This window comes from Mesorhizobium sp. M1078, assembly GCF_040318615.1.
GTDB lineage: Bacteria > Pseudomonadota > Alphaproteobacteria > Rhizobiales > Rhizobiaceae > Mesorhizobium.
The window spans coordinates 350783-375773 of the sequence record NZ_JAMYMP010000001.1 but is presented as its reverse complement, the minus strand read 5'-3'; the positions used below and the strand labels follow the sequence as shown (position 1 = coordinate 375773).

At 64.0% G+C, this 24991-nt stretch carries 26 protein-coding genes; 9 read left to right on the top strand and 17 right to left on the bottom strand.

Going from position 1 to position 24991, the window contains the following annotated elements; genetic code table 11:
• Window positions 1-98: 98 nt before the first annotated feature.
• On the top strand, window positions 99-398 hold the full coding sequence (locus tag NKH38_RS01910; RefSeq protein ID WP_352594686.1) for a putative quinol monooxygenase: 300 nt from the start codon (window positions 99-101) through the stop codon (window positions 396-398).
• Window positions 399-437: 39 nt separating this feature from the next.
• Here the strand turns inward: NKH38_RS01910 and NKH38_RS01905 are convergent, their stop codons facing one another.
• Window positions 438-749, bottom strand: coding sequence for a hypothetical protein (locus NKH38_RS01905; RefSeq protein ID WP_352637460.1), 312 nt, complete (start codon window positions 747-749; stop codon window positions 438-440).
• Between the two features lie 170 nt (window positions 750-919).
• Here NKH38_RS01905 and NKH38_RS01900 point away from each other — a divergent pair, with 170 nt between their 5' ends.
• The 8 genes from NKH38_RS01900 (at window position 920) to NKH38_RS01865 (ending at window position 7714) form a co-directional block, all read left to right on the top strand.
• Complete coding sequence (locus NKH38_RS01900) at window positions 920-1189, top strand: hypothetical protein (RefSeq protein ID WP_502896575.1); 270 nt, start codon at window positions 920-922, stop codon at window positions 1187-1189.
• 90 nt (window positions 1190-1279) lie between these two features.
• Window positions 1280-1933 carry a helix-turn-helix domain-containing protein gene (locus NKH38_RS01895; protein WP_352758722.1) on the top strand — a complete coding sequence of 218 codons (654 nt, stop codon included), beginning with the start codon at window positions 1280-1282 and terminating at the stop codon, window positions 1931-1933.
• Window positions 1934-1970: 37 nt separating this feature from the next.
• Window positions 1971-3047, top strand: coding sequence for an extracellular solute-binding protein (locus NKH38_RS01890; protein ID WP_023728389.1), 1077 nt, complete (start codon window positions 1971-1973; stop codon window positions 3045-3047).
• A 22-nt stretch (window positions 3048-3069) separates the two neighbouring features.
• Entirely contained in the window at window positions 3070-3942 is an 873-nt protein-coding gene (locus NKH38_RS01885; RefSeq protein WP_352637457.1) for an ABC transporter permease, read from the top strand.
• Window positions 3942-4739 (top strand): ABC transporter permease, encoded by a 798-nt coding sequence (locus tag NKH38_RS01880; RefSeq protein WP_352758718.1) that lies wholly within the window; start codon window positions 3942-3944, stop codon window positions 4737-4739. Before NKH38_RS01885 ends, NKH38_RS01880 begins: the two co-directional genes overlap by 1 nt.
• Window positions 4736-5851, top strand: coding sequence for an ABC transporter ATP-binding protein (locus tag NKH38_RS01875; RefSeq protein ID WP_352443474.1), 1116 nt, complete (start codon window positions 4736-4738; stop codon window positions 5849-5851). The genes NKH38_RS01880 and NKH38_RS01875 overlap by 4 nt, the downstream gene beginning before the upstream one ends.
• Before the next feature lie 50 nt (window positions 5852-5901).
• Window positions 5902-7287, top strand: coding sequence for an NAD(P)/FAD-dependent oxidoreductase (locus NKH38_RS01870; protein ID WP_023728386.1), 1386 nt, complete (start codon window positions 5902-5904; stop codon window positions 7285-7287).
• A gap of 58 nt (window positions 7288-7345) precedes the next feature.
• A complete protein-coding gene (locus NKH38_RS01865) occupies window positions 7346-7714 on the top strand; it encodes a cupin domain-containing protein (protein ID WP_081725355.1) in 369 nt (122 codons plus the stop codon).
• Window positions 7715-7737: 23 nt separating this feature from the next.
• Here the strand turns inward: NKH38_RS01865 and NKH38_RS01860 are convergent, their stop codons facing one another.
• The 16 genes from NKH38_RS01860 to fliF form a co-directional block, all read right to left on the bottom strand.
• Window positions 7738-9381 carry an MFS transporter gene (locus NKH38_RS01860; protein WP_023728385.1) on the bottom strand — a complete coding sequence of 548 codons (1644 nt, stop codon included), beginning with the start codon at window positions 9379-9381 and terminating at the stop codon, window positions 7738-7740.
• A 223-nt stretch (window positions 9382-9604) separates the two neighbouring features.
• A complete protein-coding gene (gene asnB, locus NKH38_RS01855; RefSeq protein ID WP_352758712.1) occupies window positions 9605-11473 on the bottom strand; it encodes an asparagine synthase (glutamine-hydrolyzing) in 1869 nt (622 codons plus the stop codon).
• 71 nt (window positions 11474-11544) lie between these two features.
• Window positions 11545-11811 carry a flagellar biosynthesis protein FliQ gene (fliQ, locus tag NKH38_RS01850; protein ID WP_023671896.1) on the bottom strand — a complete coding sequence of 89 codons (267 nt, stop codon included), beginning with the start codon at window positions 11809-11811 and terminating at the stop codon, window positions 11545-11547.
• A 24-nt stretch (window positions 11812-11835) separates the two neighbouring features.
• Complete coding sequence (gene flgD / locus NKH38_RS01845; protein ID WP_023671895.1) at window positions 11836-12243, bottom strand: flagellar hook assembly protein FlgD; 408 nt, start codon at window positions 12241-12243, stop codon at window positions 11836-11838.
• Window positions 12243-12686, bottom strand: a complete 444-nt coding sequence (gene flbT, locus NKH38_RS01840) for a flagellar biosynthesis repressor FlbT (RefSeq protein WP_023695743.1) — start codon at window positions 12684-12686, stop codon at window positions 12243-12245. Before flbT ends, flgD begins: the two co-directional genes overlap by 1 nt.
• Complete coding sequence (flaF, locus tag NKH38_RS01835; protein ID WP_023671893.1) at window positions 12683-13030, bottom strand: flagellar biosynthesis regulator FlaF; 348 nt, start codon at window positions 13028-13030, stop codon at window positions 12683-12685. The genes flbT and flaF overlap by 4 nt, the downstream gene beginning before the upstream one ends.
• A 30-nt stretch (window positions 13031-13060) precedes the next feature.
• A complete protein-coding gene (locus tag NKH38_RS01830) occupies window positions 13061-14104 on the bottom strand; it encodes a flagellar hook-associated family protein (protein WP_352758706.1) in 1044 nt (347 codons plus the stop codon).
• A gap of 3 nt (window positions 14105-14107) precedes the next feature.
• Window positions 14108-15562 carry a flagellar hook-associated protein FlgK gene (gene flgK / locus NKH38_RS01825; protein WP_352758703.1) on the bottom strand — a complete coding sequence of 485 codons (1455 nt, stop codon included), beginning with the start codon at window positions 15560-15562 and terminating at the stop codon, window positions 14108-14110.
• 176 nt (window positions 15563-15738) lie between these two features.
• A complete protein-coding gene (locus NKH38_RS01820; protein ID WP_352758700.1) occupies window positions 15739-16992 on the bottom strand; it encodes a flagellar hook protein FlgE in 1254 nt (417 codons plus the stop codon).
• A 94-nt stretch (window positions 16993-17086) separates the two neighbouring features.
• Complete coding sequence (locus NKH38_RS01815) at window positions 17087-17755, bottom strand: response regulator transcription factor (RefSeq protein ID WP_023683295.1); 669 nt, start codon at window positions 17753-17755, stop codon at window positions 17087-17089.
• Between the two features lie 220 nt (window positions 17756-17975).
• Complete coding sequence (locus NKH38_RS01810; protein ID WP_352758696.1) at window positions 17976-18518, bottom strand: transglycosylase SLT domain-containing protein; 543 nt, start codon at window positions 18516-18518, stop codon at window positions 17976-17978.
• Window positions 18496-19881 carry a flagellar hook-length control protein FliK gene (gene fliK / locus NKH38_RS01805; protein ID WP_352758694.1) on the bottom strand — a complete coding sequence of 462 codons (1386 nt, stop codon included), beginning with the start codon at window positions 19879-19881 and terminating at the stop codon, window positions 18496-18498. The genes NKH38_RS01810 and fliK overlap by 23 nt, the downstream gene beginning before the upstream one ends.
• On the bottom strand, window positions 19878-21305 hold the full coding sequence (locus NKH38_RS01800) for a MotC family chemotaxis protein (protein ID WP_352758691.1): 1428 nt from the start codon (window positions 21303-21305) through the stop codon (window positions 19878-19880). Before NKH38_RS01800 ends, fliK begins: the two co-directional genes overlap by 4 nt.
• A complete protein-coding gene (locus NKH38_RS01795) occupies window positions 21302-22648 on the bottom strand; it encodes a MotB family protein (RefSeq protein WP_352758688.1) in 1347 nt (448 codons plus the stop codon). Before NKH38_RS01795 ends, NKH38_RS01800 begins: the two co-directional genes overlap by 4 nt.
• Window positions 22649-22679: 31 nt before the next feature.
• The gene (locus tag NKH38_RS01790; RefSeq protein ID WP_023728376.1) at window positions 22680-23306 is read right to left on the bottom strand and encodes a hypothetical protein; all 627 of its coding nucleotides are present in this window, start codon (window positions 23304-23306) and stop codon (window positions 22680-22682) included.
• Window positions 23307-23309: 3 nt separating this feature from the next.
• Window positions 23310-24950: a flagellar basal-body MS-ring/collar protein FliF gene (fliF, locus tag NKH38_RS01785; RefSeq protein WP_352758685.1), complete on the bottom strand. Its 1641-nt coding sequence runs from the start codon at window positions 24948-24950 to the stop codon at window positions 23310-23312.
• Window positions 24951-24991 lie beyond the last annotated feature (41 nt).

The following is a 24991-nucleotide window of genomic DNA, read 5'->3' as shown; positions in this document are numbered from 1 at the left end:
AGCACGCGACAGCCCTTCGAGCCTAACCGGTCAAGCTTGCGCGAGGGTGGGAGGACTGGTTACTTGCCGGGACGACAGAGGCCTTGAGGAGAGAGATCATGCTGGTGATCATCGGCACCATTCGCCTGCCGGCGGAACGGCTCGACGAGGCAAGGCCGGCCATGCGGCGCATGATACTGGGCAGCTGGGCGGAGCCCGGCTGCATCGAATACTCCTACGCGCAGGACGTGCTCGACGCCGGGCTCATCCATGTAACCGAGGTGTGGAGCGACAGGGCCGCGCTCGACGCGCATTTCCGCTCGCCTCACATCGCCGATTGGCGGGCGAGCTGGGCATCGCTCGGCATAGGCGAGCGCAACCTCATGCTCTATGAGGCCGGCGAGCCGAAGCCGATCTGAGGACCGGGCACAGTCAAGAAGGCGTGAGCCCAAGAAAGTCTAGCAGGCGTTGACCTGTCTGCAGGACCATCCGCCGCCATCGGTATCGTGGCAGTCTTCATAGCTGCCGTAGCAGGTGTTCGTCGAATTGCGATACCAAGGGTAGCCGCCAGGACAGCAAACATCTTGTTGTACAGTCTGCACAAATTCCTTTGCCGGCCGGCTTTGGTTTTCCGGATTGCCTCCCGCCAAAAGAGACATCGGGTGCGACACAACAGACCTGAACGGCATATCCATGCTTGAATTGCTCACCGCAGACGAGCTCAAAAAAATCATGCCAACAGCTAATGAAAAAAGTCCCCGCGCACTCATCTTCTCCTCCTTGAGGGAAATAGAGACGGGCAAAAATAACACAGCTGCGTCGATTGCGTAAGCGATCGCTCATATACCTCGACACGCTCGCGGGGAATTGAAGCGGGGCGGCAAGCCTGACTGCGCATCAGCGCCAGAATGGCGCCGCAAGCAGCCGGCATTATGTCGGCGTGCTGATCGTCGCCGAACTGCACAGCGATCCGTCCGATGGCGAGACCCCGGTGCTGGCGCTGGCCAAATTCCGGGATGCGGTGCTGGTGCCGACCATGAACGTCCAGTCGGCCGCCGAAACCTTCCAGCGCGCCGTCGCCGAGGAACTGGCGGTGGTCGAGGATTTCGACAACCGGGCCGTTGTCGGGCTCTTGACTGAGGGCCATCTGATGCGGCGCTACGCCGAGGAACTCGACAAGGCGCGGCGCGACCTGTCGGGCGAAGACTAGGCCTCGGCCGGCATCTTAAATGTCCCTACTCGGCGCTTGCCACGTGTACAGTGTCACTGTACAAATTGTTCAGTGGGAGAAAAAGACGGGATGAGCACCGACCAGGCTCCGGTCAAGAATGGCGTCGCCTCGACGGCGACGCATGCCCATCAGATGTTGGGCCAGCGGCTGAAGAGCCTGCGTCTCGGCCGGCGGCTTTCGCTGCGCGAACTCGCCAAACTGACCGGGACCAGCGCCAGCTTCATCAGCCAGCTCGAGCGCGGCCTGACCGGCGCCAGCACCGCCTCGCTCAACCAGATGGCCTCGGCGCTTGGGGTGAGCGTGGCGATGCTGTTCGAGGATAGTGCCGCCGGGCAGCGCGGGGTCTTGCTGCGCAGCGAGCGGCCGAGCCTGCCGCCCAGCGACGGCTGCCGCAAGATGCTGCTCTCGCGTCCCCCTTTAAGCGACATGGAAGTCTATGTCGGCGAGTTCGAAATCGGCGGCTCGACCGGCCCAGCGCTCTACACCCATGGCGACGCGCACGAGATGCTCGTCGTGCTGCGCGGCATCGTCGAGGTTTCGCTCGGCGATGTCAGGCATGTGCTGGAAGAGGGCGACAGCATCGAATACGCGACATCGACAGCACATCGCTCAGAGAACATCGGCAGTGGCCGAGCCGAGGTGATGTGGATCATTGCGCCACCGACTTCGGTGCGCGCCGAACTCGATCAATACAGGGCCTGGAAACCGCTCGCAGCCAGGTAGGTTCAATCCATGCGGGTCAAATGGGAGAACAATAATCATGCTGAAAACAAGACATCTTGGCCTTGGCGCCGTGCTGGCGCTCGGCGTTCTGGCAACCGCAGCGTTCGCGCAGGAAAAGCCTGTCGCGGGTGAGGTCAAGGAAGGCTCGCTCAAGGGCAAGACGCTGACGCTCGTCTCCTATGGCGGCATCTACCAGGACGGCCAGGCCGCCGCGCTCAAGGAGTTCGTCGAAAAGTCCGGCGCCACGCTGCTCAATGACGGGCCGACAGAGATCGCCAAGCTGCAGGCGCAGGTCGAATCCGGCAACGTCACTTGGGACGTCGTCGACACCGCCGACCTGCCGCCTTACGTCTATTGCGGCAAGCTGTTCCAGAAGCTTGATTTCAGCAAGCTCGACGTCTCCAAGGTGCCCGAGGGCCAGGTCGGCGAATGCTCGGTGCCGGCCATGAACTACGGCGTCGTGCTGATGTACAACAAGGAGAAGTATGGGGATAACCCGCCCAAGAACTGGGCCGATTTCTTCGACACGGCAAAATTCCCCGGCACGCGCGCGCTCGACGGTTCGGGCGACCCGACGGGCGGCCTGCTGGAGCAGGCGTTGAAGGCGTCTGGCGGCGACCCGAAGGCGATGACGGCGGCCGACATCGACAAGGCCATCGATGTCATCCGCAAGCTCGGTCCCGACACGATCTATTGGAAGACCGGCGCTGAATCGCAGCAGCTTGCCGAATCTGGCGAAGCCGACATGCTGATGATGTGGACCGGACGTGCCATGACGGCGGTGAAGAACGGCGCCAAATATGCGCCGGCCTGGCAGGACTGGCTGGTGGTGATGGACCAGATGACCATTCCGGTCGGCGTCAAAGATACGGATGCGGCTTATGCGCTGCTCAATGCCTATCTCGGCAAGGGGGCGCAGGAGATCCTTGCGCAGCAGACCTCCTATACGCCGATCAACAATGACGCGCAGCCCAAGGTCGATGCGTCGGTCGCCGCCTTCCTGACCAACACGCCCGAGCGCCAGAAGCAGGGTTACAAGCAGAACATCAAGTTCTGGGTCGAGAACTTCCCGGTGGCGCAGGAGAAGTGGTCGGCGCTGATGGCCGGCAACTGAACAGCCGAGCGAGAGCCAGGCCGTGAGCGCGTCCGAACCCATCGCCCAACCCGCCGCCGATGTGCGGCCCGGTCGGGCATGGCGGCCGTTCGCGCTCACGGCGCCGGCGCTCATCCTGCTTGTCGCGGTGATCGGCTACCCGCTGCTCACCATCGTTTTGCGCAGCCTGTCGGAACCTGAGTGGGGGCTGCAGAACTATGCCTGGTTCTTCGGTGCGCCGGTGAACCTGACGGTGCTGCAGCGGACCTTTGTCATCTCGGCCTGGGTGACGCTGGTGTGCGTCATCGCGGCCTATCCCTATGCCTATCTGATGACCGCGGTCGGGCCGCGCGTCCGGCTGGTGCTGGTGCTTTGCGTGCTGATCCCGTTCTGGGTGAGTGGTGTGGTGCGCACGCTGTCCTGGGTGATCCTGCTGCAGGATTCGGGCGTCATCAATTCGCTGCTGCGCTCGGTTGGGTTCGGCGGCGTCAAGCTGATCCGCACCCAGACCGGCGTGGTTATCGGCATGGCGCAGGTGCTGTTGCCGTTCATGATCCTGCCGCTCTATTCCGTGATGCAAGGCATCGACCTCAGGCTGATGCGGGCGGCGCAAAGTCTCGGTGCGCGGCCGTCCCGAGCGTTCTTCACCGTCTATCTGCCCCTGTCGCTGCCCGGCGTCTATGCCGGCGCGATCATCGTCTTCATCCTGTCGCTCGGCTTCTACATCACGCCGGCTTTGCTCGGCGGCCCGCGCTCGACCATGCTGTCGACGCTGGTGCAGACGCAGGTGCTCAGCCTGCTGCAATGGGGCAGGGGCGGCGCCATGGGCGTCGTTCTGCTGGTCACCACCTTCGTGCTGCTGGCGCTGGCAGCACCCGTGATGCGGTCCAGGCATCGGGAAGCGGGGCGGCGCTGATGGAGATGAAGCCGCTCACGCGCGTTCTTCTCGGGCTCGTCTGCCTGCTGGTGGCGATATGGCTGGTGGCGCCGACGCTGGTCGTGGTGCCGATGTCGTTCAACGAAAACAAATCGCTGGCGTTTCCGCCGCAAGGCTTTTCCTGGCAGTGGTACCAGAATTTCGCCACCAATCCGGACTGGTCGAACAGCTTCCTGAACTCGCTGAAGGTCGCCTCGATCGTGGCGGTGCTGGCGACGGTGCTCGGCACGCTTGCCGCCTTCGGCCTCGACCGCATGAACGCGCGGCCGGCGAACCTTTTGCGTATGCTGATGCTGACGCCGATGGTGGTGCCGGGCGTGGTGCTGGCGATCGGCATCTATGCCGTCTATCTCGACACGCAGCTCGTCGGCACGCTGCTCGGCTTCGTGCTGGCCCACACCATCCTTGCGCTGCCCTTCGTGCTGATCGCGGTCTCGGCCAGTCTCGAAGTGTTCGACCGCCGGCTGGAGACAGCCGCCGCGAGCCTGGGCGCCGGCGCACTGACCACGTTTGGCACGGTGACGCTGCCGCTGATCGCGCCGGGCGTGCTCTCAGGCCTGCTGTTCGCTTTCGCCACCTCGTTCGACGAGATTGTCGTGTCGCTGTTCATCACGAACCCCTATCTCAAGACATTGCCGGTGCAGATTTTTGCCTCGATCACGCGCGACGCCGATCCGACGGTGGCGGCTGTCGGCACGATCCTGCTTTTCGCTACCACGATCCTGATCGGCGGCGGCATGCTCCTTCTTGGCCGCGAGCGGAAAGGACGCCAATGAATCCGAAGCCGACAAGCAAGGGCGCGGCGATCGATCTCGAAGCGATCAGCAAGGCCTATGGCGGCTTCAAGGCGCTGGACGGCGTGTCGCTGCGCATCGAGCCCGGCGAGTTCATGACGCTGCTCGGCCCCAGCGGCTCGGGCAAGACGACGACGCTCAACGTGATTGCCGGTTTCACCGATGTCACCAGCGGCAAGCTTCTGGTCGGGGAAAAAAGCGTCGTCGGCGTGCCGGCGCACAAGCGCAACATCGGCGTCGTCTTCCAGCATTACGCGCTGTTCCCGCACATGAGCGTCGGCCGCAACGTCGCCTATCCGCTGACGCTTCGCGGCGTCGACCAGGCGACGAGGCAGACACGCGTGGCAAGGGCGCTCGACATGGTCAAGATGGGCGATTTCGCGCATCGCTATCCCAGCGAATTGTCGGGCGGCCAGCAGCAGCGCGTGGCGTTGGCACGCGCCATCGTCTTCGACCCGCCGCTGCTCCTGATGGACGAGCCGCTCGGCGCGCTCGACAAGAAGCTGCGCGAATGGCTTCAGCTCGAGATCAAGCGCATCCATCGCGAACTCGGCACCACATTCGTCTATGTCACGCACGATCAGGAAGAGGCGCTGGTGCTGTCGGACCGCATCGCCGTGTTCAACCGCGGGCGCATCGAGCAGGTCGGCACCGGCCGCCAGCTCTATGACGAGCCGGCAACGCTGTTCGTCGGCCGCTTCATCGGCGATTCCACCGTGCTGCGCGGCAAGGCGCGCAGCGATGGCAACAGCACCGCGCTGAGCATCGCCGGCGAGACGGTGACGGTACCGCGTAAGCTGTCGGGGGAAGCCAGCCCGGTGATGCTGCTGCGTCCCGAAAAGCTCGCGATCCGAAGAGCCGGCCAAAGTCCTGCCAATGGCGCCAACCGCCTGTCGGGGACGATCGCGGAAGCCATCTATCTCGGCTCGGAATCGAAATACGAAGTCAAGCTCGCCGACGGCTCGGCCGCGATCGTGCGCTCACCGGTGACCGGCGAGAGTTTTGGCCTCGGCGACAAGGTCGAGCTCTGCTTCGACGGCAGCGACGCCAAGCTGCTGGCGGACGACGCAAGCGCCGACACCACACTCACCTGATTCCATCTGGCCTGATCCCATCTGGCCTGATCCCATCTGAAAGTCATTCCATGCAAGCCAAGCGCAACGGCGACATATCGTTCTGGTATGCGGATCTGGGGGCGGTTCCCGTTCCGCGCCCGCCCTTGCCTGGAAACATCGAGGCCGATGTCGCCATTGTCGGCGCCGGCTATACCGGCCTGTGGACCGCCTACTATCTGAAAAAGGCGAAGCCATCGCTGCGCGTCGTGATCGTCGAGCGCGAATTTGCCGGCTTCGGCGCTTCGGGGCGCAATGGCGGCTGGCTGTCGGGCGGCTTCAGCTGGTCGCGCGAAAAATATCTCAAGACATCGAGCCGCCAAGGCGTGATGGCGATGCAGGCGGCGATGGCAGGCTGCGTTGATGAAGTGATCCGGGTCGCGACCGAGGAAGGCATCGACGCCGACATTCGCCGCGTCGACAATCTGACGGTGGCCACCAACGCAGCGCAGTTGGAGCGCGTGCGCGAAGAATGCGAGACGATCCGTTCCTGGGATGTCGACCCGAACCGCGTCGAGATGCTGGACGCCGCCTCAACGCGCACGCGCATCAACATCCGTAACGTCATGGGCGGCTTCGTCGTCCATGGCCAGGCGCGGGTGCAGCCGGCCAAGCTGGTGCGTGGGCTTGCCGATGCCGTCGAGCGGCTGGGCGTGCCGATCTATGAGAAGACGACGGTGACAAGCATCGCCAAGGGCAGCGTGACGACAGACCGCGGTACGGTGCAGGCGGAGACGATCATCCGCGCGACCGAGGGCTTTACATCAGGCATCCCCGGCGAGGAGCGGACCTGGCTGGCGCTCAACAGCGCGCAGATCGTGACTGAGCCGCTGCCTGCCGACCTGTGGCGCGACATCGGTTGGGAAGGGCACGAACTGCTCGGCAATGCGGCGCATGCCTATTGCTATGCCCAGCGCACGCGTGAGGGACGCATCACGATGGGCGGACGCGGCGTGCCTTATCGCTACGGCTCGCGCACCGACGTCAACGGCCAGACGCAGCAGGCCACGATCGACCAGCTGCACACGATCCTGACGACGCTCTTGCCGCAGACCAAGGGATGCCGCATCGATCACGCCTGGTGCGGCGTGCTCGGCGTGCCGCGCGACTGGTGCACCACGGTCGGCCTCGATCCCGCGACCCGCATCGGCTGGGCCGGCGGCTATGTCGGCCTCGGCGTGTCCAGCTCCAACCTTTCGGGGCGCACGCTGGCTGACCTTGTTCTCGGGGCAAACACCGAGCTGACGAAGCTGCCCTGGGTCAACCGCAAGGTCAGGCCATGGGAACCGGAGCCCTTCCGCTGGCTGGGCGTGCATTCGATGTACCAGCTTTATCGCATTGCCGATGGCCGCGAGGCGGCAGGGCTTGCGCGCACCTCGAAGCTGGCCGCGTTGGCCGACAGCATCACCGGCCACTAAAGCCATTTGTTCTCACGCAATTCCGGGGCAGACCCCTTTCCTGGAATTGCTCTTATCCATGGAGCTAGACTTGATCGATCTTTCGACCTTCCACGATCTCGCCAAGGCCGAGATCGGCGCGTTCTCTCCTAAGCCAAGCTCGATTGAAGGCGATCAGGTCGAGGCCGTGCGCTCGTTCTTTCAATCGCCTGACGGGACTGTCGATGTCGGCATCTGGGAATGCACGCCCGGCCGCTTCACCGCCGATCGTTCGGACTCGTCGGAGATCTGCCACATCATTTCGGGGCGCGTGGAACTGAGCCGCATCGATGGCGAGGTGCGGGAACTCGGTCCGGGCGATCTCCTCGTCCTGCCGCAGGGCTGGAAGGGCGAGTGGCTGATACGCGAGACCACGCGCAAGCTCTACATGATCCAGAGCGCCGGCTGACCGGCGCTACGGCTATGGCGAGCTCAGTGATCGATCGGCCCCTTCGGCGAGACCAGCGCGGTGCCGGCGGTCGTCGGGCGCTCGATCAGGCGGCGCACGCGCGGCGGTTCGTCGCCGCTGTGCAGCGCCCGCACCCGCTCGCCGACGACGGCGTCGGCATGGGTGGCGCGCCGGTTGTGGCGGATGTATTCCAACCAGGTCGGCGTGTGGTAGTGTTCGATCCAGACTGCGGGATTTTCTAGGTCCCGAGCCAGCGTCCAGTTGCGGGCGCCGTCGCGGCGGCGGATGCGCCCGCGCTCGGCCATGGTGGCGAGGAATTCGGGTACATCTTCGTCGCGGATAATGTACTCTATCATGATGGCGATGGGGCCGCTGCGCGGCTTCAGGTCGAGGCCGAGATGCGGCTCCTTGAAGCGGTTGAGCGGGTCGAGGTTGAGAGTCGTCTGCTGCGGCAGCGGCAGGAACAGGCCGATGGCGCCGCCAACAAGCATCGCGATGGCCGCCGCAATCAGCGCGGTTTCGGCGCCATGCGCATCGGCAACGACGCCCCAGATCCAGCTGCCCAGCGCAATGCCGCCGAAGGTCGCCGTCTGGTAGACCGACAGCACCCGGCCGACGACCCAGCGCGGCGTCGACATCTGCACCGTGACGTTGAAATGCGACAGCGCGATCACCCAGCAGGCGCCGCCGATGAGCAAACCCGCCGCAGTCTGCCAGGCATTGAGGCTGATGGCGGCATTGAAGGCGCAGACGGCAAAGCCGGCGAAGGCCATCCGCACCATCGTCTCGCTGGACAGCAATTGTCTGAGACGCACGCTTATCAGCGCGCCGCCGACGGCGCCGATGCCGAAGGCGCCGAGCATGATGCCGTAGGTCAAGGCATCGCCCTTGACGACGTCGCGCGCCACCAGCGGCAGCAGCGCCAAAACCGCGCCGGCGCTGAAGCCGAAGGCGGAGCCCCTGACCAGCACCTTGCCGATGTTGGGCGACATGGCGACATAGCGCAGGCCGGCGCCCATGGCGGCGCCCAGCGTCTCGCGCGGCAGCGTCGAGACCGGCAGCTCCGGCTTCCAGCGGAAGAGCACGATGATAAGACCTATATAGCTCAGCGCATTGGCGGCGAACGCAGCAGCCGCACCAGCGGCGGCAACGATGATGCCGCCGATCGCCGGGCCGACGCTGCGTGTCAGGTTGAAGCCCAGTGAATTGAGTGCAACCGCGGCCGGCAGCTTGTTGCGCGGCACCATGTCGCCGACCGATGCCTGCCAGGACGGGTTGTTGAGCGCCGTGCCGCTGTCGATCAGGAAGGTGAAGGCAAGCAGCGTCCACGGCGTCATCCAGCCGTTCCAGGTGAACAGCGTTAGAAGTGCAGAGACGACCAGCATGAAGATTTGGGCGATCAGCATCACCTTGCGCCGGTTGAAGCTGTCGGCGATGGCGCCGGCGACGAGTGCAAACAGCATGATCGGCAGAGTGGCCGAGGCCTGGACCAGCGCCACCTGATAGGGCGACGTGGCGATGGTGGTCATCATCCAGGCGGCGCCGACGCCCTGGATCAGGCCACCGAAATTCGACACCAGGCTGGCCGACCAGACGGCGCGGAAGATGCCGTGCCGGAACGGCGCCAGCGCCGAAACGCGTTCGCTGTCCGTCTCGTCATCGATCATCAGACCTGTCCCACCTTAACGTGCTGGTTTCGTCCGCCGGGACGACAATCATGGCATCCGTTTGAAATAGAGCACGACATCCAAAAGGGCGAACGCGTCTTCGAAAAAGATCATGGTCCAACAACAGGATAGCAAGGCGAAAATACGTCAGCCGGGAAGGGTTCGCTACCCAGAGCGATGTTCTCATTGGTCCACTGCTCGGGGCTGTCGGCCGCGCGCGAAGTCAGCTTCTGTCCCGGGCAGCGGTATGCAAGGCTTCGGTCAGCGTGCCTGTCGTCTCGCCGCCGGCGTGAAGGCGCAGGAAAAGCTCCATGCCGACAAGCCGCAGCCTGGACGGTTGCTCGCGCCGCGCCAACTGGACCATGTCCTCCAAATTCGCGGCGGGCCATTTCAAGGCATCGCGCAGGAAACCGCCGCGTAGCAAAGTCTCCGTGCCGGCCGAAAATTGCGACGACATCTCGAAGCCGATCTTGCGCGCCTGGACGTTCTGGCGCGGAATATGCTTTTCAGCGACCTTTCGCAAAAGCCATTTTCCTGTCTTGTCGCGGTATTTCTGCCGCCTCGGCAAATGGATGGCGAAGTCGATCAGGCGGTTTTCCAGGAACGGGACCCGCAGTTCCACGGACGCCGCCATGCTCAGCCGGTCGTGCCGGTGCAGTATGTCCTGCAGATGCGAATAGAGGTCGTAGAGGCAACTACCGAGAAAGGCGCGATCCGCGGGCGGCATAACCGGCTCCAGGCGGTCGAAGATCTCGGTTTGCAGGAAATTCAGCTCCGGCGACAAAGCACGCAGGACCATGCTGCGATCCATTTGTGAGTGGCTTCCAGCCGAGACCTTGTAGGGGGCATGACGCTGTTGCTCGAATCTCCGGTCGAGCGAGCGTTTCGAATGGACCAGGCGCCGGGGCCACGACCAGGAACGCCACTTCTTCATGCTCAAGGCCTGCAATGGGTAGCCGCCAAACAATTCGTCTGCGCCTTCGCCGGTGAGCAGCACCTTGACGCCATCGGCCCGGCATCGTTCGGCAAGCGCCAGCAGCGCGACATGGCTGGCGTGCCAGCCATCGCTTTCAAGATGCCAGATTACCCTTGGCCAAAGTTCGAAAAACCGGTTCCTGTCGACCTGCACCCGGCGCAAGGGCACGCCCACATGGCGGCCGGTGCGTTCGGCGTCTTCGGCCTCGCTGTGACCGAGCTGCGGGTCGACGACATAACCATGGACTTCCGGCCTGAACCGCTTTGCCAGCGCCGTTATCAGGCCGGAATCGACACCGCTGCTGCAAGCGGTGGCAACGCTGGTATCGGCGATGCAGTGAAGCCCGACGCTGTCCTTGAGCAACGCCTCGAGCGTCGCCATGTGTTCAGCATCAGCGGATGCATCGCCGGTAATGCGCGCGGTCTCCAGCACGTCCAGCACATGCCAGAAGCGGCGCTTCTCGATAACGCCATCGGTGATCTTCCACAGGCCGGCGGGCGGCAGGCGCTCGATGCGGTCGAACAGGCTGTAGCTGGAATCGCGGCTCTGCCAGGCAAGCCGCAAGGTGATCTCGCGGCTGTCGATGTCGCGCGGAAAACCGTCGCAGGCGAGGATCGCCTTGTCCTCCGAGGCGAACAGGATTCGCTCCGGCGTGTCGGCCACCGACATCGGCTTGATTCCAAGACGGTCACGCGCAAGCCACAGCGCACTGCCGCGAGCGTCGAAATAGGCGAAGGAAAACATCCCGTCGAACAGCGGCACGGCTTTTTCGGGACCCCAGTGATGCAAGGCTTCGAGAACCACTTCGGCATCGCAGATGGTTCGAAAGACGACGCCTTGCGCCTGCAGCGTTTCGCGCAACGAGCGGTAATTGTAGACCTCGCCATTGTAGACGAGAACGCCATCGCCGGAAGAAGTCAGCATCGGCTCACGGGCGGCGGGCGAGGGATCGATGATGGTCAGTCGGCGGTGACCGAGGGCCAGCCGATTGTTGTGCCAGCTGTCATGATCGTCGGGGCCGCGATGTACCAGCGCCTGCATCATGCTGGCGACATCCGACAGGTCGTTGGCGTCGATCGGGTTTCGTTTGCGCCAGACGCCGGCTATTCCGCACATGGCCTGCCGGTGAGTTCTGCCTGAGTCATGGCCTGCAATCTAGCCGGAACACAGCCGCCTGCAAGCGCTGCCTAGAACCCGTTTTCGATGCGCTCGAAGATGACGTTGGTGAAGGCCGATATCTGGCTGCCGATGAACGGACCGGTCAGCGCCACGACCAGCATGATGGCTACGATCTTGGGTACGAAGGTCAGGGTGATTTCCTGGATTTGGGTCAGGGCCTGGATCAGCGCGATGCCGATGCCGACCACCATGGCAACCAGCACCACCGGCGCGGACGCGACGAGCACCGTCCACACCGCATACTGGACGATGTCTAGGGCGTCGGCCTCGTTCATGTGAGCGCGCCTCTATGGAACTGTCTAGCTGGCCGGCTTTATCGAAACGCCCGCGCCGACCGGCACTTCGGTGCCGTTCTGCAGCACGGCGATCACGCCGTTGCTTGCAAGCTTGACCGAGGCCACGACGCCGGTCGTCTTGCCGTCGGCCGAGGTGATCGAACGGCCGATCAGGGCATCGGCCTGCGACAGCGCCGACGACTGCATGATCTGGTCGAGCTTGGTGTTGGTCTGCACCGATTGCTCGACCTGCGAGAAGGTGGCGAGTTGGGCGACGTACTGCGTCGAATCCATCGGTTTCGTCGGATCCTGGTTCTTCATCTCGGCGATCAACAGCTTCAGGAACGACTGGTAGTCGACCGCTGTCTTCGACGTCTGCTGGGTACCCTGGTTGGCGCCCGTGGGGATCGTCGTCGTCATGTCCACATTCATCAGTATTGTGCTCCCACGGCCAGCGGGCGCTTCGCACCCAGAACATCGTCATTGCCGCCAAGTGCGCGGCGTTCGAGCGGATAAAGCGCACGGATGGCCTTCAGCGCTTCATAGATATGGTCTTCGCCGACCATGCGGTCGATCTGCTTCAGCGCGCCACTGATCTGCTCATCCTCGAAGCTTGCCAAAAGCAAGGGCAGCGAGCGGCGGAACATGGCGCGCGCCTCGATGGCGCCGGCCGGGTTCATCAGCATCACCTGCAGGATGAAATAGAGCTGCTTGAGCGGCGTCGAGGCATCGTCGGCCTGGATGACATGGTTCTCGAGCAGGAACTGTACGTCGTTCATCAGCTCGACGGTGACCTTGCGGTCGACGCGGATGACGGCGCCGTTGATGTAGATCTTCTCGTTCGGCTTCAGCGATATCTTCAGCGTGTTGGTCATTGAATGCCGTCCCGGATGATCTGGGACACTTCGATCAGCCCTTCGAAATTGTCGGTGCGGCCCTGGCGGATGTCCTCGGCCTCGCGCAGCAGCCACAGGCCGATGGAGATGAGGTTGGCGCGCAGTTCCTTGGGCAGGACATTGTCGCTGGAACCGAGATCCTCGACGAAGGTGGTCCAGACCCGGTTGGTGAAGTGCAGCGCCTCGACCGCCTCCATCGAGGTGTGGCCGACCGCCGCCGCCGCCGCCAGCATTTCGATCGAGCGGGTCAAAAGCTGCCGCTCGCGATCTTTCGCATCGGCAACGGAGTCGGTCTGGATGTCGGCGTAGGAGAATTGGTACATCGTTTGGCTCTACCGTTGCGGTTGAGATTGTCAGGTCAGGTAGTTCAGCAGGCTCATCTGCTGCAGGCGCGCGGTCAGCGCGAAGGACGTCTCGATATGCTGCGTCAGATCCGCGACGCGGGTGGCGGCCTCGGCCGGATCGACGCCCTCCAGATCGAGGATATGGCGCTCGAACAGGTCGACCTGCGTCTTCATGCGGTCGCTGGCGTCGGAAACACGCTTCTCGGCAAGGCCGGTCTCGGCCTGCAACTGGCCGAGTCCGCCCAGCGCCTCGCCGACCATCGCCTGGGCGCGACCGACGACGGTGGTCTTCGCCGCCTGGCTGATGTTGCCGGAGAGCAGGCCGGTGACCAGGGCGGAAGCCATGGCGAGCTTGCGGATGCTGTCTTCATTGGCGCTGGCCGAGGTCTGGGTGGTTTCGCCCAGCGAAATGCGGCTGACGATCTGCTGGTCGGTGGCGTTCGACCAGTTGGCCTGCCAGCCGGCGCCCATGAACTGCGGCACGACATTGCTGGTGATGAAGCCGTCCATCTGGGCGGCGGTGATGTTGGCGGCGAGCGGATCGGTCTGCGTGAAGCCGAAATACGACGAGAAGGAAGCGTCGAACGCCGCCTTGGCCGGCGAGCCGGCGGCGGTGAAATCGTCGATCGGCTTGACGTCGGTGTTGGTGCCGGCAAACAGATATTCGCCGTTGACGCTGGCATTGAGGATAGAGGTCATCTGCTGCACGGCGGCCTTGCCGGCTTGCTGCGTAATGGTGCTCGAGGAATTGCCGGCGGCGGTCAGTGCGGTCAGCAAATTCTGCGCAGTGTCGGAAAGCTGGCCAAGCGCAGCCTGCGTCGAGGACAGCCGAGCGGTGACCAGCGAATTGGAATCGATGATGACGTTCAACCGGTCGAGGTCGCGCGAGAAGGTGACCGCCTGCGAGGTGCGCGCGCCGAGCGCCAGACCGACATCGGCGACGGTGCCGGTCGTCGATTCCTTGGTGGCTTTGACCAGTTCGCCCTGCATGCGCATCTGCTGATAGCGCGCGGCGTTGGAGAGGGCGGTTGAGGAGACGGATGTGGCTTTCATGGCTTATCCCACGGCATCGAGCAGGGCCGACAGCATGTCGTCGACGGTTTTCATCATGCGCGCCGAGGCCTGATAGGTGTGTTCGAGGTCGAGCAGCAGCGACATCTCCTGGTCGACATTGACGCCGGTGTCGTTGGACAGCGCCTCGGCGGTGCGCGATGCCAGCGCTTCCTTGGCGTCGGCGTTGCTCGAGGCCTGCTGGCGCTGGCCTTCGAACCAGCCAACGGCATTGGCGGCGTAGTCGGAGACGCTGGACGTGACGGTGATGCCGGCCGCAGCGTCGAAAGGCATCGGCTTGTCGAGCTTGTCGCCATAGCCGATCAAGAGCTGCGAATAGGAGGCGTTGCCGGCGGTGTTGGCGATATAGGCCGCACCATTGGCGCCGCCGTCGCGCAGCAGCACCGGATTGCCGCCGACGCTCGGGTCCATTGCGGCGTTGACCTTGATCGAGCCGGCAAGGCCGTCGATCAGCGTGCCGGCGGCCGGAATGGCGGGCGCACCCGACCAGGTGAACAGGCCGGTTCGGTCGGGCTGCGAAGGTGCTGTTTCGGCAAAGGCGGTGATGAGGCCGCGCGCGACTTCGTCGAGCTGGCTCTGCATCGTCGCCGCGACGCCGTCGCGCAAGGTGATGAGCCCGGCGAGCTTGCCGTCGGCGCTGGTGTTGCCGCCAGCCCCGGCGCTGACCGGCACATTGTCGATGTAGATGGTGTTGCCTGGTGTGCCGGCCGTGTAGCCCGCCGACGGGGTGAAACTTACCGAGCGCGGAATGGTCTCGAACAGTGTCGTGCCATCCCTGGTGGTGATGACCATGTCGTTGTCGCCACGCGTGAAGGTCGACACCGGCACATAGTCCGCGATCTTCTTCAGCAAAGCGTCGCGCTGGTCGAGCGCGTCGGATGCGTCGGTACCCGAACGGGTTGCGGAGATGACCGCCTTGTTGGCGTCCTGGAACTGACTAAGCAGCGAGTTGAGATCGTCGACCGCCGTTGATATCTCGCCATCGGCCTGGGTGCGGAAATCCTGGATCGCGTTGGTGCCGTCGTTCAGAGCGCGCACCACCTGCTGGGCCGCGTCGATGACGCTGGAGCCGAGGTTCTGGTTGGATGGCGTAGCGGCGTAAAGCTGCAGCGCGTTCTGCAGCTTGCCGATCGCGGTCGAGGCAGAGGAGGAGTTGTCGACGCCGTTGACTGCAACGGCGAGGCGGTCAATGCCGCTGTAGAGCGTGCTCTGGCCGCTCCAGGCCGATTGCGCGCTAAGGTTCTGGCGAAACAGCAGGGCGTTGGTGGCGCGCTGGATCTCGACCGAGCGCGCCCCGGGCGCGCTGCTGACGACGACCGCCGTGCGGCGGGCATAGTCGGGGTTGCTGGCGTCGGCAATGTTGCGGGAAAGGACGCTGGTCTGCTTCGATGTGGTCTGAAGCGACTGTTGGGCTATGGTCAATGCGGAAGTCAGCGACATGCGGGTCTTTCACGAGGCCAGTGGGGAGGGGATGACGTCTCTGCCCTGTCGGCGGCGTCGGCGTTCGGAAACCTGCAATCCCAGACCACCCCGGCCGGTTTGCCGGTGTGGCCTTGAATTCGAAATCCGCGCACCGCGCTGCTCTGGTTTGGGTTCATTCCCCTGGCGCCCGTCGTTTATCTCTTCAGGTTGACAAGGACATCCATGAGGTCGGAACCGGTCTGGAACACTTTCGAGTTAGCGGTGTAGCTGCGCTGCGCCGCGATCATGTTGGTCAATTCCTCGGCGATATCGACGTTGGAATTTTCCAACGCGCCGGAGATGATGCTGCCGAGCTTGCCTTCATTGGCGAAGCCGATGCGCACGGTCCCGGAGTCGGTGGACTGTGCATAGACATTGCCCGGCAGTGCGGTGAGGTTATCGGCGCTCTGGACGTCAGCCAGCGGGATCTTGAACAGCGGCTTGGTCGAGCCGTCCTGATACTGGGCGTAGATGACGCCGTCCTCACCGATCTGGATCTTTTCGATCGTGCTGGGCGCGTTGCCGTTGACCTTGGCTTCGGAGACCGTGAAGCCGGTGCCGAGCTGGGTCAGCTTGGACAGATTGAGATCGAGCGACGCACCGCCCGGCACGGGGATGGTGATTGAGTCGACGGCGCCGGTGAGTTTGCCGGTGGTGGTGTCGAAGGTCAAGTTGGCCGTGGCCAGCGCACCGCCCGTATAGGGGAAGGATGTGCCCGGCGTCGCCTGGGACTGGTCGAACACAGAGACCGACCAGGTGCCGGTGCCGGTGTTGGTGAAATAGACGTCGAGCAGCTTCTTGTTGCCGAGATTGTCGTAGGTGACCATCGAGGACTTCGACGTGTATTCCGCGGTCGGGCTGTTGGTGGAAGGCAGCGGACCGGCGGGCGGCGTGGCGCCAGCCGGCAGATTGGCGTTGAAATTGCCCGTGGTGCTGGGCGTCGCGGTCATTTCCTGGTCGGAGATCTGGACCGGCACCAGCCCTTCGAAACCGTTGGCGGTGGCAGCCGGTGTGCCGTTGGCGTAGCTGTAGGCCATCAGCTGGTAGCCGGCGGCGTTGACCAGTCTGCCCTGAGCGTCGGGAACGAATGCGCCGGCGCGGGTGAGGAAGGGCGTCCCGCTGGGGTCCTGGACGACGAAGAAACCGTTGCCGTTCACCGCAAGGTCGGAAACCGAAGTCGTGTACTGCAGCACGCCCTGGGCGCTGATGGCCGAGCGGATGGTGGTGTTGACTCCGCCGGAATTATAGGCGCCGCCGACCTGCGGCATGATCAGCGTCGAAAACTCGGCCGAGGATCGCTTGTAGCCGGTGGTGTCGGAATTGGCGATGTTGTCGGCTGTCGCCGAAAGGCGGTTGGCCTGCGCGTTCATGCCGGAAACGCCGGTCCGCATCATTCCGTAAAGGCTCATCGAAACGTCTCCTCAATGCCCAACATCGTTGGGCCCATGTCTGTGGTCGCGAGGATATAATTTTTGTCTTGCGCGAGGCTGGCGCAGACCGGCATCAGAACACCAGCCGGTAGCCGAGGAAGCGCTTGGAATCTATCGGGTCCTGGCCAAGCTTTTCGCGCAGTTTCTTGCGCAATTTGGAGATGTGGCTCTCGACCACGTTCTCCTCGACCTCTTCGTCGAAGATGCCGTAGATGGCGTTGAAGACCTGGGTCTTGGTGACGCGGCGTCCGCGGTTGCTCGCCAGATATTCGAGGATGCGGCGTTCGCGGCGCGGCAGAGGCAGCGGCTGGCCATCGATCTCGGGATCGCGGCCATCCATGAAGATGCGCATGGCGCCGATCTCGGTGTAGCTGACGTCCTCATGGGCGCGGCGGCGGATGGCGGTGATGCGGGCCAGGATCTCCCGGATGTGGACCGGCTTGCGGATGACGTCGTCGACACCGCTCTCGAACAGCCGCAGCGTATTCTCGAGCGAGTGCTGTTCGCTCAGCGCAATGACCGGAGCGCCGGTGCGGTCGCGGATCTGGCGTGGCGAGATGGCGCCTTCGCGGCAGTCGCCGATGAGGAAGGCTCGGACCGATCGCAAATCCGTGTCGGCGGCCGATGTCACCCACTCGCCGAATTCACCGGACGCGAAGCCTGCACAGGCGACGCCCTCACGATCGAAAAGTGAATTATAGCCTTCAGTTACGAGCTCACGCTCGTCAACGATTACAATCATCGGCCCCGCCTCCGAATCAGATCATCTGCCCCGTGGGAAGAGCCGTAACCGGTGCCGGGAATCCTGAACAACCATCATTTCTTGTAGCTATTTTCTTGGGAGTTATTTCGAGTTTCGAAATAACCGCAATCAGGAGGTTGTATCGTTGGTTGCCGAACGGGTGACGTGGCACGTCACCCGCCGGGCGTGGATTTGCAACCGTTCGCAAGAGATTATTCACCTAAGGGTTGCAAAAGTTGCGGGCGTTCGGGGTCCATTTGCCGAAGCCGGTGGCGACCATATTGGCGATGACGCGGCAGACATAGAATTTCTGCGCGGGGTCATTGTCGGGGCCGGCGTGGTAGCGGGCGACGGCCATCGACCAGCTGACATGACGAGCATGCAGGCTGGCCAGGAAGCGCGCGGCATAGTCGACATTCTGGCGCGGGTCGAGCATGTCGTCGACGCTGCGGAAATGCGCGGCGTGATAGTGATGGTTGATCTGCATGCAGCCGAGATCGATGAGTGTCTTGCCCTCGCGCCGGGCTGCTTCGAAGGTGGCCAGGGCCTCGGTGCGGTTCCTTGGAAATACCGCTTTCCCCTCTATATCCAACGCATTAGGTTGCAAGCTACCCTTCTTGCCGGTCTCGGTCAGCCCGACCGCATAGAGGATGCCGGCGGGCACGCCATAGCGGTCGGCGGCACGCAAAATCTCGGGCTCGCAAGGGTTGGTGGCGGCGGTGGCAGGCCCGGCGATGAGGCTAGATAAACATATCGTCGCCATCGCGCTCGCGAGCAGGCGCGCCAGCGCGGCCGAATTCCTGGGCATCGTCATTGCGGTTTCTTCCCGACTGGTGGCCGCCCGAACCCGTATTGTTGCCGCTCGAGTTTCCGGGCTGAAAAGCGGACTGGTCGCGGCCTTGCGGCATTGGCTGCGAGTTCGCTGCATCGCTGCGAACCCCTGCGTGGGCTGCTATCGAAGGTTGCAGGATGGTGACCTTGTCGACATCGAAGCCGAGCCCGCGCAACGACTTCACGATGGCGTCGCTATCGGTGGCGAGACGGCGGTAAGCCTCATGGGTTTCGGGCTTCAATTCTATCGAAAGTTGTTCTCCGGAAAGCCTCAGACTGGCGGTGACCATGCCGAGCTCTGCCGGGTGAAGCTCGATCTTCAATATATGTGTCGGAACGGCAACAGAACCGGCCGTCTGGGCGGTCGTTGACGGCGTCGAAACGGCTGGCCGCAGGCCGTTGTCCGAAGCCAGCGCGTCGATAAGCGCCGAAGTCGTTTGGTTTATCGGACTATGCGCCGGCGCGGGGAAGCTCTGTTCGGCGACAATGTCGACGCGCGCAGCGAATGGCGGCTGTTTTCCCTGTGTGGCCGATGCCGCGGAATGGGCTCCATCGACGGACTTCGCCGACGGCGCGGACCGTTTTGCCTCGGGTGCCGAAACGTCGCTTGCCGTCTGGTCCGCCGGTAGAGGAGGCGTCGGACCATCCTGGTGCGGCAGTTTGCCGGACTGGAGCCCGATCGCGGGCAGCTTTTGCCCCTGATCCTGTGCGGAAACGCTGGTACCGGGCTTGGCCCGTTCCGATCGCGTCGTCGTGTCGAGTCTGTTGTCAATGCCGGACGCTGCGCGGTGTCTCTTCAGAGGCGACGTCTGTGCAGAAATGGCCTCGCCAGCGGGCGCCGGTTGCCCAGTCTGTCCATTCGTCGCGATGCCGTTCCCGCTTGTCCGGACCGTTGAGAAATGCCTGATATCGTGCAGCGCGAGCACCAGTGGCAAATGATCCTGCAGCGATCCTGCATCCGCGTCTCGTCCGGCCACCTCAGCGTCCTTGGATGGTTTGTCCGGGCCACTATCGGCATGTTCTTTTGCGGCCTTGCCGGCAGCGGATTTCGTCCCCGTTTTGCCAGACTGGGTGTGTGGGATTTCGCTTTTGCCGGGACCGGCAGGGCTGCGTTTGGCCCAATGCAGCTCGTGCGACGCGGCCTCAATTGCTCCCTGGCCTATCGGTGTCGGCGCATCGTCGTCGCCGCGCACCATGTCGCCGAAGCTTTTGTCGCCGCCCTTGGCGTTTGAGGCCGACTGCTTCGATCCGGCGTGCGCGGGAGCCGGCAGGGCCTGGCCAACATTGGTGGTCATTTCGGGGCTGCTCCAAGCATCTGGTCGATCAAATCGAGCTGGCGACGCGTCCTCGCCATGGCGGCGTCGGTGGGATCGGTAGGCTCTACTGCGGCGGGGGCCGGCACCGATGCCGGCACGACCGGAGCCGCATCGCTGGCCGAGGCGACTGCAGGCGTTTCCGCCGCCTTTGCCTCTGGCGTGCTCGGTGCCTGCGCGGCCGGCTCACTTGCCGCCTTCGGTTGGTCGGTTGCGGGCTGTTCACTCGACGTTGTGGCGGCTGGCTGTTCCGGCATCGCGCCTTCGACCGGCGGCAGCTCTGGCTCGTCGGGTTTTTCCACTGCCGCGGTCTTGACCGGCTCCTGCCTGGCCGCGGCAGGTGCGGGCTTTTCGGCAGGCAGCGGCGCCGGCGGGGCGATGACTTCACCGGCCACGGCCTGCGCGGCATCGAGCAGGTCGCGGTCGCTTTGCGAAAGCTGGTTGCGATCGATCTTGTCCAGCTTGGCGCGGACCTCGCCGATGGTGCCGGACGTCACCGTGGACAGGCTGGAATAGAGCTGGGCGCGCGGATCGTCCTGATTGTGGATGCCGTCGCGGCCCCGTTCAGCCCTGGCCGAGGCAAAGGCGGAGAGATCGGCAAAGCCGTCGATTGCGGCGCGGCGGGCGATGCGCAGATAGATCACCTTCTCGCGTTCTGGATCCATCATTGCGGTGATGTCGGCGAGCTTGTCCTGGCTGATCGCCATGTGCAGCGTGATGACGCCGGAGACGAAGGCGTCGGCGAACTGGCTGGCATAGGGCGAATAGAGGTAGTCTTCGACGTATTGGGTTGAGGCAAGCGCGAAACGCGCACCGTCGCCTTGCGCGGCGGCGATGCCGACCGAGCGGCGCAGCGCTGCTTCCTCGACCAGCGTGCCGGGGCTGAGCAGGCGAGCATCGTCGAGCAGCGCAAGCGCGCTGACCGGTTGCTCGGTGGCGAGAAGCGAGCCCTTGACCAGCGCCAGAAAGGCACCGACATCGGGGGGCAGGGTCATCGGATCGATCGGCTTCAGCGCCTCGATCGCAGCCGCCTGCCGGCCGTTCAGATAATCGACAATGCCCTTGGCGATGGCCAGGCTTTGCGGGTCGGCCTTGGCGCGCGACACCGCCACCTCGACGGTGACGGGGTTGCCGCCACTCATGCCATAGACCAGCAAGGCGCGAAAATTCTTCGGGTCGCTGAAATCATCTGCGTCGGCCGCGCGCAGCCTTGTGTCGGCCATTTCGAGCAGCTTGGCCTGCATCGGCAGCGCGGCGTGATCGCCGGCGGCGATGCGGTCCTGCACAAGCTGCAGCGAGCGCACCAGCTGATAGGGCTGCAATGCGTCCTCGGCAAAAGCTGCCGGCGAATGGACAGCGCTCAGCAGCAGCAGGCCGACGCGGCCGATGATGGCGGAGCGCCTCATCCGTCGGTCGCCATCAGAATCTCGATGCGGCGGTTGGCGGCCGCCATCGGGTCGGCTGCAATTTTCGGCTCGCGATCGGCGAAGCCGGCGACCTCGGTGATGCGGCGCTCGTCGACGCCGCCGCGCACCAGCATGTAGTAGGCGGAATGGGCTCGCGCCGTGGACAGCCGCCAATTGTCGTAAGTGTCGCTGCGGAACGGCCGCGCGTCGGTGTGGCCGTTGATGCTGATCGTGCCTTTCTGCTCGTTGACGATGCGGCCGATCTTTTCCATCGCCAGCACCAGTTCACGCCTAGGCACCGCCGATCCGATCTCGAACATGCCGAAATCGAACTGGTCCGTGATCGAAATGACGACACCCTTGTCCGTGGCTTCGACGGAGACGCCATCGTGCAATTTGTCGCCTGGCTTGAAGGCCTCGGCCAGTTCCTGCTTGACCTGCGCCGCGGCTTTAACAGTGGCGGCCGTCGGCGCCTTTTCCGCGGCTTCGGGTTTGGGTGCGGGTTGTGCTTCGGCGGCTTCGGCCTTTGCAATCTGGGCCTTCGCTGCTTCAGCCTTGGCCTCTGCCTTGGCTTCAGCCTTGGTCAGTGGCTTATCGGAAACGGATTTCGCCAGCGGCTCGAGCGGCGCCGCGGTCACTGGCGGCGCGGCCGGCACGGCCTTCACTTCCGCCACTTGCGTCTGTGCCGCCTTGGCACCCGGCTTCAGCGGATCGCCTTCGATCTTGGTGCGTTCGGCGGTGGCTTCGGCGCCTGGTGCAGCCACCTGCTGCGACCAGAAATCCGGCGCGAACGGGTCGCGGTAGGATTGGCCGCCGGATGCGCCGGTAGCCGGGCCGGACGCCTGCGCGCCGCCATCGCCCTTCTCGCTGACATTTTGCATGACGCCGGTGTCGGTGGCGATTTCCGACAGCACCGCATAGGGATCGGCAAACAGATGCTCGTCGGAAAGATCGGTCTTCGGCGCCGATTCCTTCGATTGCTTCTTGTCGGAAGTACCGGCGCCGCCGATGCCGTCCTGTCCGGCCTTGCTGGTCTTGTCCCGCGGGTCGTCGGCCGTCAGCCCGACCTTGCTCGGACCATCGCCGAGGTCTTCAAGGCCCTTGCGGCTGGCGTTGCGATCGACCAGCTTGACCGGGTTGAAATAGCTGGCAACGGCGGCCTTGGTCTGCTCGTTGGCGGCGTTGATCAGCCACATGACGAGGAAGAAGCACATCATGGCAGTCATGAAATCGGCAAAAGCAATCTTCCAGACGCCGCCGTGGTGGGCGTCGTCGTGGTCGTCGTGATTGCGCCGCACGATGATGATCTCGTGCCTGGGCTCAGCGGCGTCGGCAACGCTCATGACGTCCACTCGTTCATAGGAGGGCCCTCGCTCATGATAGGGCTTCCGACAAGGCGGCCGACCATTCGGCAATGCGGGTTTCGAACACCGCCTCGTCAATGGCGACGGTAAGGTCGAAGCCGGGCGCCTCGACGAAATCGAGATTGGCCGCGCGTGGGCCGAGCGAAGCCTTCAGTGCCTCGAACAATGACAGCGGTCCGCGCACGGCGATGCGCACCGCCTCGCTGTCGCCGACGGCTTCGCGGATCGTGCCGGCAAGGGCTTCCAGCGAACGCTTCTGCAGATCGTCGCTGACAAGGCCGCCAATGATGCGCGCAATGGTGGCGCCGACGAGGTCGCTGACCTTCGCCTCCATGATCTCGATACGGGCAGTGACGACCGCGCCGAGATCGCCGCCGAAACTTTCCAGAAAGGCCTTTGCTTCATCGGCGTTGGCTTGGCTCTGCGCCTCGAGCGCTGCCTGGTGGGCGATGGCAAGGCGGGCTTCAAGGGCGGCTTCGGCATCGATGACCGCTTCGGCGATCAGCGCGCCGATGTCGGCCTGCGGCGCCGACGTCTCCGGCCTTGGCTCGGCCATGGCCGCGAGCGAGGGCTGGCCGGCACGCTGGCTGCGTGCGCCGAAATCCGGCAAAAGGTCGAAAAGCGCTGCCGAGGCCATGGTCTATACCGCTGCTTCCTGGGCCGCCCATTTGCGCAGGATCTGCGCGGTGCGCTCCTCATTGATGTCGACCATGCGGGCAAGCCGCTCCTGTGGCGCCGGCCTGATCTTCTGGCGAAGATCATCGAGTGGAGTCGGGCCGGGGCGGCTGCCGGGCAAGGCAGCCGGCGCCGGTTCGGCCCTGGCGGCTTCGGGTGTCGGCAGTGAACGCTGGACGTCGTCGAAGCTCGGACCGGCAAGTGCCGGCGTCGGCCGCGCGCTCAGCGCGGTGGCCATTGGCCTCAGGCCGAAGAAGGCGACCAGGAACACCACGACGATGAACGCGCCGGCGTTGATCATCGTACCGGCATGGGTTCCGATCGACGCCATTATGCCCGGCTGTCCGACCGGCTCGCCGTCCAGCCCGTCGATGAACTCGACCGCCGAGACATCGATGATATCGCCGCGCTTGTCGTCGAAGCCGGTGGCCGAGGCCACCATCTTCTGGATGTCGGCAACGCGCTTGGCGATCTGCTCGGGCGTTGCGTCCTTGCCGAGGATGGTCATCAGCCGCTGCTGATTGACGACGACGGCGATCGACATCTTGGTAACGGAATAGCCGTTCGAGACTGTGGCGATCTTCTTGGAGTTGATCTCGTAATTGGTGATCTCCTCCTTGCGGTCGTTCGCCGATGACGTCTGCGGACCATCGGTGCTGGTCGCCTGGGTCTCGGGCAGGTTCTGCTCGACGGTGGCCGGGGTCGAGGCCTGCCTCTGATTGCTGTTTTCGTTGGCGCGCACCGACTGCACGGAACGCTCCACGCGCGACTCCGGATCGAAGATTGTCTCTTCGGTCTGGCGGGTGTCGGTATTGACGTCGGCTTTGACGCTGGCGCGGAAATTGTCGGGGCCGAGATAAGGCGTTAGCGCGCGGCGGATGTTGTCGCCGATCTGCGCCTCGACGGTCTGCTCGACGCCGAGCGTGCGGGCAGCACTTGTGTTGGAGGGATCGTCGCCGGCGGCGAGAAGGTTGCCGTTGGAATCGAGCACGGTAACCTTGTCGGCCGACAGGCCCGGCACGGCGGCGGCGACGAGATGGCGGATCGACATGGCGCTCTTTTCGGCGTCGATGCCGGAATAGCGGATGACCACCGAGGCGGAGGGTTGCTGTTCGTCGCGGCGGAAATTGGCGCGCTCGGACATGACGATGTGAACGCGGGCGGCCTTGATGCCGGATATCGACTGGATGGTGCGGGCGATCTCGCCTTCCAGCGCGCGCACGCGGGTGATCTGCTGCATGAAGGAGGTCAGCCCGAGAGAACCGACATTGTCGAACAGTTCGTAGCCGGCATTGGCGCTGGTCGGCAGGCCCTTTTCGGCGAGCAGCATGCGCGCCTGCGCGGTGGTGCCGGCCGGCACCAGCACGGAGGTGCCGTCGGAGCCGACGTCGAAGCCGATGCCGGCTTCGCCGAGCACCAGGCCGATCTGGTTCACGTCGGAGCGATCGAGCCCGACATAGAGCGTCTCATAGGCCGGGCGGTTGAGATAGACCGAGCCGATGCCGATGACGGCCATCACCAATGCGGCAATGCCGGCCAGCATGGCAAGGCGCCTGACGCCAAATGCCCTGAGATTCGAGATGATGCTCTGGATCTGTTGCGGCACGATTCAAGCGCTCCCAGCATGATATTCCGTGGGAACACTAG

Bases quoted from the DNA above. Each gene is read 5' to 3' on its own strand.
- NKH38_RS01910 (WP_352594686.1), top strand. From the start codon at position 99: ATGCTGGTGATCATCGGCACCATTCGCCTGCCGGCGGAACGGCTCGAC.
- NKH38_RS01905 (WP_352637460.1), bottom strand. From the start codon at position 749: ATGAGTGCGCGGGGACTTTTTTCATTAGCTGTTGGCATGATTTTTTTG.
- NKH38_RS01895 (WP_352758722.1), top strand. From the start codon at position 1,280: ATGAGCACCGACCAGGCTCCGGTCAAGAATGGCGTCGCCTCGACGGCG.
- NKH38_RS01890 (WP_023728389.1), top strand. From the start codon at position 1,971: ATGCTGAAAACAAGACATCTTGGCCTTGGCGCCGTGCTGGCGCTCGGC.
- NKH38_RS01880 (WP_352758718.1), top strand. From the start codon at position 3,942: ATGGAGATGAAGCCGCTCACGCGCGTTCTTCTCGGGCTCGTCTGCCTG.
- NKH38_RS01875 (WP_352443474.1), top strand. From the start codon at position 4,736: ATGAATCCGAAGCCGACAAGCAAGGGCGCGGCGATCGATCTCGAAGCG.
- NKH38_RS01870 (WP_023728386.1), top strand. From the start codon at position 5,902: ATGCAAGCCAAGCGCAACGGCGACATATCGTTCTGGTATGCGGATCTG.
- NKH38_RS01865 (WP_081725355.1), top strand. From the start codon at position 7,346: ATGGAGCTAGACTTGATCGATCTTTCGACCTTCCACGATCTCGCCAAG.
- NKH38_RS01860 (WP_023728385.1), bottom strand. From the start codon at position 9,381: ATGATCGATGACGAGACGGACAGCGAACGCGTTTCGGCGCTGGCGCCG.
- asnB (WP_352758712.1), bottom strand. From the start codon at position 11,473: ATGTGCGGAATAGCCGGCGTCTGGCGCAAACGAAACCCGATCGACGCC.
- fliQ (WP_023671896.1), bottom strand. From the start codon at position 11,811: ATGAACGAGGCCGACGCCCTAGACATCGTCCAGTATGCGGTGTGGACG.
- flgD (WP_023671895.1), bottom strand. From the start codon at position 12,243: ATGAATGTGGACATGACGACGACGATCCCCACGGGCGCCAACCAGGGT.
- flbT (WP_023695743.1), bottom strand. From the start codon at position 12,686: ATGACCAACACGCTGAAGATATCGCTGAAGCCGAACGAGAAGATCTAC.
- flaF (WP_023671893.1), bottom strand. From the start codon at position 13,030: ATGTACCAATTCTCCTACGCCGACATCCAGACCGACTCCGTTGCCGAT.
- NKH38_RS01830 (WP_352758706.1), bottom strand. From the start codon at position 14,104: ATGAAAGCCACATCCGTCTCCTCAACCGCCCTCTCCAACGCCGCGCGC.
- flgK (WP_352758703.1), bottom strand. From the start codon at position 15,562: ATGTCGCTGACTTCCGCATTGACCATAGCCCAACAGTCGCTTCAGACC.
- NKH38_RS01820 (WP_352758700.1), bottom strand. From the start codon at position 16,992: ATGAGCCTTTACGGAATGATGCGGACCGGCGTTTCCGGCATGAACGCG.
- NKH38_RS01815 (WP_023683295.1), bottom strand. From the start codon at position 17,755: ATGATTGTAATCGTTGACGAGCGTGAGCTCGTAACTGAAGGCTATAAT.
- NKH38_RS01810 (WP_352758696.1), bottom strand. From the start codon at position 18,518: ATGGCGACGATATGTTTATCTAGCCTCATCGCCGGGCCTGCCACCGCC.
- fliK (WP_352758694.1), bottom strand. From the start codon at position 19,881: ATGACCACCAATGTTGGCCAGGCCCTGCCGGCTCCCGCGCACGCCGGA.
- NKH38_RS01800 (WP_352758691.1), bottom strand. From the start codon at position 21,305: ATGAGGCGCTCCGCCATCATCGGCCGCGTCGGCCTGCTGCTGCTGAGC.
- NKH38_RS01795 (WP_352758688.1), bottom strand. From the start codon at position 22,648: ATGAGCGTTGCCGACGCCGCTGAGCCCAGGCACGAGATCATCATCGTG.
- NKH38_RS01790 (WP_023728376.1), bottom strand. From the start codon at position 23,306: ATGGCCTCGGCAGCGCTTTTCGACCTTTTGCCGGATTTCGGCGCACGC.